This is a genomic window from Clostridium algifaecis (assembly GCF_017874415.1).
Classification (GTDB): domain Bacteria; phylum Bacillota; class Clostridia; order Clostridiales; family Clostridiaceae; genus Clostridium_B; species Clostridium_B algifaecis.
This window is the reverse complement of record NZ_JAGGLM010000029.1, coordinates 22,327-30,676: the sequence shown is the minus strand read 5'-3', so window position 1 is coordinate 30,676 and position 8,350 is coordinate 22,327. Positions and strand designations below refer to the sequence as shown.

The window sequence follows — 8,350 nt, the reverse complement described above, 5'->3', positions numbered from 1 at the left end:
TTAGTTGTAAAACAGTCCCCTAAATTCAAAGGGGGTCTAAAGGGGTCTAATTCCATTATATCTGCGTATTAGTATCATCTTACTATCAAAACACACGTGGAGACAGTTTGTCTGCTAACTAGGAAAGCTTGATTTTACAAGGCTTTGAGCCTTATTTCAAAAGTAAATGTAGGTGTGCTTTAAGAGAAAATAGGAAAATCCTCTATCTCCTTATTACAGGGGGGATAGGGGATTTTTATATTTTAGCAAAAGGATATACGATTTAGCGTAAGGGAAACTTTATAGCAAAAGATATACGGTTTAGCAAAAGCTAATGGCATATATTAAGTTATTTAAAATGCATAATGGAGTAAGATTATTAATGGATGCTAATTTTATTATGTATAAATGAAGTATTTAAATAATTAGCATCCGATTATATTGATAAATATAATCGGATATTGCTTTAAATTCATTGAAATCCGGACTACTTAGTGGTATAATGTCTAAAAAGTGGCTTGTTTAGTTGCATTAGGAGGAATAACTATGACGAGAATATCGGCAACAAAAATTGCTGAAGAATTGGACATTTCACGATCATATCTTTATTATCTTAAAGATAATGGTGTTTTTGATATTAAAATATCCTCAAAGGGGCACATGATATGGAACAAAGAAGTAATACCACAAATAAGAGAATATTTAGACAGCAAAAAGGCTATTGAGGAAAAGCCAAAACAATTAAAATACAAAACGTCCGATATTAACAATAGAAGATATTTGGGAAATAAATATAAGCTACTTTCTTTTATAACTAATACTGTTAAAAGTGAGTGCAAGGATGTAAATACAGTGGCAGATATTTTTTCAGGAACTGGTGCCGTTGCCTCTGCATTTGCTGATAAAAAAATCATAACAAATGACATTCTGTACAGTAATTATATCTGTAATTATGCATGGTTTGGGTCAGAGACATATTCAAAGGATAAAATAATAAATATTATTATTAATTATAATTCCCTTAATATTAACGAAGAAAACTATATGACCCAAAATTTTGCGAATACATTTTTTAGTTTAAAAGATTGTGCTAAAATAGGTTATATAAGAGAAGATATTGAAGAACGATTTAATAATGGTGAGATTAATTCAAGGGAAAGAGCTATACTTATTACTTCTTTACTTTACGCTATGGATAAGATTGCTAATACTTGTGGTCATTATGACGCCTATAGGAAAGGTGTAGATTTCGATAGAGAGTTAGAACTATATGTGCCTACCCCAAACATAAATAATAATGAAAATAATATGTGCTTTAATATCGATGCTAATGAGTTAGTTAGAAATATAGAAGCTGATTTAGTTTATATTGATCCGCCATATAACTCAAGGCAGTACTGCGATGCCTATCATCTTCTCGAGAATGTTGCAAGATGGGAAAAACCAGAGGTTCAAGGTGTTGCTAGAAAAATGGACAGGACATCACTTAAAAGCAATTACTGCACTACTAAAGCAACAGAAGCATTTGAAGATTTAATAATGAATATTAAAGCTAAATACATATTGTTTTCATATAATAATATGGCTGAGAAAGGCAACGATAGGTCAAATGCAAAGATATCTGATGATGATATATTAAGAATACTAAATAAAAAAGGAACGGTTAAAGTTTTTTCTGAAAGTTATAAAGCATTCACAACAGGGAAATCAAATATTTCTGGAAATGAAGAAAGATTATTTCTTTGTACGTGCTATGAAAAGCCAAAAGATAGAATAGCTTCGCCTTTAAATTATACTGGTGGAAAGTATAAACTTTTAGAACAGATTTTGCCACTTTTCCCCGAAGATATAGAGTGCTTTGTGGATTTGTTCTGTGGTGGTTGCAATATTGGGATTAATGTAAACTGTAGTAAAGTGATTTTTAATGATTCAAATCATAATCTTATAAATTTATATAATACATTTAAGAGCCTTGATAAAAATAGTATCTTGCAGTTAGTTAATGAGATTATTGATAAATATAAGCTTTCACGGTCTAATGTGTATGGATATTCATTTTATGGATGCGAAAGTGCTTCTGGTCTTGGTGAATATAATAAAGAAAATTACTTAAAATTAAGGCGAGATTTTAATGAGATAAAAGTTAAGGATTATCATTATTATATAATGTTATATGTGTTAATAATTTATTCATTTAACAATCAAATTCGTTTTAATAGATTAGGAGAATTTAATTTGCCTGTTGGCAAAAGGGATTTTAATTCTAAAATGGAAACAAAGCTAATTAAATTTATTGATAGAATTAAAAGTAGTGATTATTTATTTACTTGCTTAGATTTTAGAAATTATGACTTAGAAAAGTTAGATAATAATAGTTTTATTTATGTTGATCCTCCGTATTTAATTACCTGTGCAACCTATAATGAGCAGGATGGTTGGAATGAACAAACTGAAAGGGATTTGTTGGAATTTCTTGATAGAGTAAATGCAAAGGGGATAAGATTTGCACTTTCTAATGTTTTAAGAAGTAAAGGTAAGGAGAACGATATTTTAATTGAATGGTTGAAGAAAAATAGTTCTAAATACAAGGCGATTTTTCTCAACTATAGTTATTCTAATTCAAATTATCAGACAAAAGATAAAGTTTCTGGTTCAGAAGAAGTTTTAATAATTAATTATTAATTTGGGGGATTCATTATGTCATTTGGTAATATTCCGTATAAGAGTTATTGTTGGAGTTTAGGGACAACAAGCTATAGGACTAAAAATTTCAACTTAAACATTGAGAGTCAATTAGATTTGCTTAATAAATTTTGGTCATTGCCACAAAATGCTGCAGCTGATTGGATTGCTAATAATGATATTCAATCACAATATTATGATTTTATGAAAGAAAATGCTTTTGTTACTGGTGAAGCTGCCTTGAAGGCAAAAGATGCAAGAGAAAAAACATCTGGATTAGTAGACATTGGACTTATATATGATAATCGAAAGTTAACTAATGCTGGGAATGCATTACTGAATATTAGCCAAAGCCAAGATTTTTCGGCAAATAACCAGTTTCAAATACCAAAAGATAGCTTTTTGTTTATGAAGCAGCTACTGAAAACGTCAAACAGCATTGATGGAAAAGTTGTTCGCCCATTTATAGTATTGTTATTTTTATTGTCAAAAGTAGATTATCTGACATTAGAAGAATATACTTATTTACTGCCTTTATGTATTAACAAAGATATTACAGATGAAATGCCAGATAAAATACAAGCTGTAAGAAATGGTACGATGTCAATTGATGAAGTTGTTTTAAATATAGTTCTAAGAATGAGTAATTATACTGAAGCCTTGACTTTATTGCTAGATAATAATGTGACTGAAGAGTTAGTATGCACTGTTGGATTTAACAGGAAAAGCCGGACGTATGATAAGCCTTATTATCCATTTTATTGCGCTTTAAGAGAAGTGTGTGTAAATAAGAATACGGATTTCATATTACAAGTTTATGAGAAGAGCCGCGCCATAAAAAACAAGCCAAGAACAATGTGGCGTGATTATCTTTTTGATACATCCTCATCACGAGCAATAGCTAATAATCCTGAGGCGCATTTCAAAATAACTGAGATATCTCAGGTAGATAACGAAACTGAATTTAAAACTATTTTTTTCAAAATGATGCATTTATTCAAAGTAAAGGCAACATTAAGTGATTACCTTGATTTAAATAGAAGGTATATTAAGACTTCAGATATTATTTTATTTGAGGACAACATAGTAAAACTGGATATTGTTCCAAAACAATTTTTTAATTCTGTAATTGCTCAATTATATAATGAGGCTTTCACTACTTCAGATGAAATCTTTAATGATTGTGACTTAACCTATATCTCTTCTTGCTTAGCAATAGACGAACAGGTAATAATTCATGGAATTAATACTGAACTTGGTACAAACATCTCAACTATGGATGAAGCTAAGCAAATTGTCGAGGATGAACGCTACCGCAGGTTAGCTCACCTAATTGACACAAGGTTTACTGATGATGTTCTTATTAAATTACTTGATTCGTTTGAAAATAGAGATGATGAAATTATAAATAGTATTGTTACAGATAATGCAGACATTCCAACAATATTTGAATATATATTAGGTATAATTTGGTACAAGGCGAGTGAAAGACAAGGCAAGATACTGGATTATATGAAGCTATCACTAGAAGCTGATTTGCTCCCCAAAACTCATGCAGGTGGTGGTGAGGCTGATATTGTATATGAATATTCAGCAACTGAGGATTATCCAGAGCATACGCTTTTATTAGAAGCTACATTGGCTGATGGTAGTAATCAACGTAGAATGGAAATGGAACCTGTATCCAGGCACTTGGGACAACATATGTTACGCACAGGTAACCTTAATTCATATTGTATTTTTGCTACTACTCATTTGGACATTAATGTTATATCAGACTTCAGAAGCCGAAAATATACTCCATATTTTGATACTAGGGATTATTCAAGAAGCGTAGATGGAATGAAAATTATTCCTTTACAAACATTAGAGCTAAAAAGTATTATCCAAAACAAGTGCACATATAAGAATCTTTATCCTGTGTTCGAAGAAGCTTACAACTCTAGGGAAATAATCCCTAATTGGTATAGTAAATGTATAGCACAAGAAGTAAAAAAAGGATATAAGTATTCACAAAGCGTAGAAGAAATGTTAGTGGTTGCCGAAAATCAAGAAATGTTGTAAATAGAAATGCCTACCCTTATCAATATTGATTGCTGGGTAGGTATTTTTTATTTGCCTTTTATTTGTCTTTTATTATTATAAATATTTTTGCAAAATGGGGTTGTGCAATTAGTATTATTCTGATATAATGGAAATAATTAGATATAGGCTCTTACAAGATACGAACTACGAAAACGTTGAGTAAAGGCTTAGTCAGATAGTGTATCCTTAAATAATCTAGGGGTAACAGTATGGCATTCGTGAGATATGAAATGTGATACTGTGCTTGTGCACTTCTGCTGTTGTATTAATACAATAAAATACTATTGACAATTTTAAAGGGAGTTATTGGAATTTATAAAATTCCAATAACTCCCTTAATATTGGTTATCAACAACACAAAAAGAAGAATTTACCATCATATAGTTAGATTTGTCCTATTGCCAAGATAGGTAAAATTTTTAATTTTACTGGGCGTTAGCCTGTCCGAAAATATTCTCTATTATACTCATCGTAGATTTCTAACAGGTTGCTTCTTACAATACGCGTTAGCGTGAGCATAGAATATTTAGCAACAGTAATGTTGCAGCATAGATATATTAGCATATATGATATAAGTGCAGAAAAAATTTGAATCTTTATAGCATTTTCATTATATCCAATAAATTTTTTTATCCTAAGATTTTGTTTAATCCATTTAAAGAACAGTTCTATTTCCCACCTATATTTATAGATTTTTATTATATCTGAGGCTGGTATATCAAACATGTTAGTTATAAATGTAACGGCTTCGCCTTTTTCATCAAAAGTCATTATTTCTCTGTAGCTTTTAGATGTAATATTTTTAGAATAAGTTGTGCCTAAGTGTTGATTTATAATGAAAATTGACCCCCTTTTTACACTGAAAATTGACCCCACCACTTAGATATTGTAACCTTTTGTTACCGGCAAGTATAAATGCAGTTTTTTTGGCAATTAATAATCCAGTTTTTCGTTTTAGCAGGGGCAAAACATGCCCCTGCATATTTTAAAAATTATCTAACTCTTTAAGGTCTACATAATGCTCATCTTCTGGTATCTCAATTCCATGCTGACTACATACTTCCAATAACATAGATATTTCTTTCTTACAACCGCATAAGAGTTCTTCAGAATCGTTATAGGATTTAAGTACTGAGTCAAACATATTAGCCCATTCATCACGATCTTTACGCATTTCATTAAGTTCTCCTTCAGAGTCATATATAATATCTATAATTTCATTCATTATTGGTTACCCTCCTGTTTTAGGAATGATTTTCTATTTTCTAATCGATAGCTCTTTCCATCCAATGTAATCATGTCGCATCGGTAAGTCAGTCTATCGAGAACAGCTGTAGTCAATGCAGCATCTCCCAGAAACTCTGTCCACTCTTCAAATCCTTTATTGGAAGTTATGATGATACTTGCCTGTTCATACAGGTCTGTTATTAATTGAAAGAACAAATTTGCATCCGTACGCTCAATAGGAAGGTATCCAACTTCATCAATCACAATAAGGTTAGAATTGTAAATTCGATTCAGCTTCACTTTGCTTCGCCTTGATATATCTGCAGTCCTTAGAGTATGTATCAAAGTAGTCATTGTTGTAAATGACACCTTGTAGCCTTCCTCTGCTGCCTTATATGCTAATCCAATGCTTAAGTGCGTCTTGCCGACGCCCGGAGGGCCAAAGAAAATCAGGTTATACATTTGTTCAATCCATTTCAATTCAGATAACTGTTTTAACTGTTTTTCACTGAGTGACTTCTGAAAACTTACATCGAAATCTTCGAGTCTCTTTCTGTATGGGAATCCTGCCTCTTTTATGCGCTTGTCCCTTGCACGATCCCTGCGATACAATAGTTCGCTTTCTAATACATTGTCCGTAAATTCTGTGTACGTAAGATTTTTTTCTTCTGCCTGCTTAAGCATAATATCTATGTTTGCTTTTATATTGCTAAGCCCCAGTGTTCCTGCTGCCTGTTTTATGGCTTCTATTTTATTCATCATATCTTAACCCTCCATTGCTTTCTTATATTCACTGATATCTCTTACCTTAGTCTGTATCATCTTGTATTTATCAGGTATTGTTGGCTTAGGCAACGGAGAGGGCCTGTCTGACATTTTATTCAGTTCGTCATAATACTGTGCGGCTTCCTTGAAATCACCGGCAGAATAGAGATTATGCTGCTGACAGTAAGAAAGTGCTTTGCTGATGTTCCCTGATTCGTTATCTTCACAGGTTCTGATGATAACAACAAGCTGATCACGGAAATATCTTTGCTTTTTCTTTTTAATTTCTGTTAGGAATGTTACTGCCGTTTGCTCATCTTTAAAGAATGTCAGTGCTCTCTCATACAGTTCAATAAGCTTATGGTTCAATTCTCTATCCTCATGAGATAGTGGAATCAATCTTCCTTTTTCAGATGAAATGGTATGTCTAGCATATATTTCTCCTGTTTCATTATCAACAATAGTTAGAGAAACACCCTCTATTAACATTTTCACTTGCAATCCTGGTCGATAGGTACCTTTGGGGACGCGGTAGCGATTGGAATGGTACATTACCGTATTGTCTTTTCTAACAAGATAGGTTATACTTTTACCAGATATAATAGTTCTAAATTCAGGTACCGGTTGCAGGTATTCCTTTTCGAGGGAGAATACTTCCGCAGGTATCTTTTTTGTTATGTCATGTTCCTTAGCATTTGCTCTTCGATTCAGCCAGGCAATACATTCCTCATTTAGGGTATCTATATTCTTAAAAATACGGTGGTCTGCAAAGTTGTACTTTGCATATTTAACTACAGCCTCTATACGGCCTTTAGATTCAGGATCATTTCCTCTACAAAGATAAATCTTAAACTTTAGGATACTTCGATAATTTTCAAAACCTTCAGTATATATGATATCCCCTTGGTTCTCACTAACAGCAAGCACTTTATCCTGATCATACACAATTTCCTGCGTTCTTCCACCGAAAAAGGCGAAAGCCTTCTCGTGTGCTTCAATAAAGGATGCTGTTGTAAACGGCTTGTCCGTCCAATATACAAACTTATACCGTGAATGAGATAAAACCATTGCAAAACAATAGACACATACACGTATACCTTTTACATTCTTCAGCCAAATCTGCCCCATATCCACTTGAGCTTGGTATCCCATGGGGGGATCAACCACAGCTTCATATTGACGGTAACCGGCTACTTTAGGTATATTCTCTGTGAGGCGTAGCTCCGCTATATAATCTCTAAGTGTCCTTTCTGCGAAACTGATACCATTGCCATATTTTTCTACCAGCCAGTCATATATCTGAGCTGATGTCATGTCCGGATATTGAGTTAACCAATTAATCATGTCATCTCTGAAATCGTCGGCTTTCTTTACCCTGACATTGGCAGTTTCTTTCTGTAGCTCAAATTCCTGTGCAGATATGTCCCAATATTTTTTAACAGTTCTGAAATCAATTCCGAGTTTCCTTGACGTAGATGTCTTTTTGAAACCTAATGCTTTTAGTTTTTGAATTTCCATATACATCTTCCAATCCTTCATCCCTTTTTCACCTCCGAATGGATTATATCACTCATTCATCGGTTTATTGATGAAAAACTGGATTATTATCCGC

At 32.7% G+C, this 8,350-nt stretch carries 6 protein-coding genes; 2 read left to right on the top strand and 4 right to left on the bottom strand.

What is annotated here, in order from left to right; genetic code table 11:
- Positions 1-525: 525 nt before the first annotated feature.
- Positions 526-2,661 carry a Dam family site-specific DNA-(adenine-N6)-methyltransferase gene (locus tag J2Z42_RS13465; RefSeq protein ID WP_209703288.1) on the top strand — a complete coding sequence of 712 codons (2,136 nt, stop codon included), beginning with the start codon at positions 526-528 and terminating at the stop codon, positions 2,659-2,661.
- A 15-nt stretch (positions 2,662-2,676) separates the two neighbouring features.
- Positions 2,677-4,725: an AlwI family type II restriction endonuclease gene (locus J2Z42_RS13460; protein ID WP_209703287.1), complete on the top strand. Its 2,049-nt coding sequence runs from the start codon at positions 2,677-2,679 to the stop codon at positions 4,723-4,725.
- Positions 4,726-5,181: 456 nt separating this feature from the next.
- Here the strand turns inward: J2Z42_RS13460 and J2Z42_RS13455 are convergent, their stop codons facing one another.
- The 4 genes from J2Z42_RS13455 to istA form a co-directional block, all read right to left on the bottom strand.
- Positions 5,182-5,622: a transposase gene (locus J2Z42_RS13455; RefSeq protein ID WP_342590038.1), complete on the bottom strand. Its 441-nt coding sequence runs from the start codon at positions 5,620-5,622 to the stop codon at positions 5,182-5,184.
- 109 nt (positions 5,623-5,731) lie between these two features.
- Positions 5,732-5,920, bottom strand: coding sequence for a hypothetical protein (locus J2Z42_RS13450; protein ID WP_209703285.1), 189 nt, complete (start codon positions 5,918-5,920; stop codon positions 5,732-5,734).
- A gap of 50 nt (positions 5,921-5,970) precedes the next feature.
- A complete protein-coding gene (istB, locus tag J2Z42_RS13445) occupies positions 5,971-6,735 on the bottom strand; it encodes an IS21-like element helper ATPase IstB (RefSeq protein ID WP_209703284.1) in 765 nt (254 codons plus the stop codon).
- A gap of 3 nt (positions 6,736-6,738) precedes the next feature.
- Positions 6,739-8,277: an IS21 family transposase gene (istA, locus tag J2Z42_RS13440; RefSeq protein WP_209703283.1), complete on the bottom strand. Its 1,539-nt coding sequence runs from the start codon at positions 8,275-8,277 to the stop codon at positions 6,739-6,741.
- Positions 8,278-8,350: the final 73 nt, after the last annotated feature.

Coding starts and splice junctions, on each gene's coding strand:
- J2Z42_RS13465 (WP_209703288.1), top strand. CDS start 526: ATGACGAGAATATCGGCAACAAAAATTGCTGAAGAATTGGACATTTCA.
- J2Z42_RS13460 (WP_209703287.1), top strand. CDS start 2,677: ATGTCATTTGGTAATATTCCGTATAAGAGTTATTGTTGGAGTTTAGGG.
- istA (WP_209703283.1), bottom strand. CDS start 8,277: ATGAAGGATTGGAAGATGTATATGGAAATTCAAAAACTAAAAGCATTA.
- J2Z42_RS13450 (WP_209703285.1), bottom strand. CDS start 5,920: ATGCGTAAAGATCGTGATGAATGGGCTAATATGTTTGACTCAGTACTT.
- istB (WP_209703284.1), bottom strand. CDS start 6,735: ATGATGAATAAAATAGAAGCCATAAAACAGGCAGCAGGAACACTGGGG.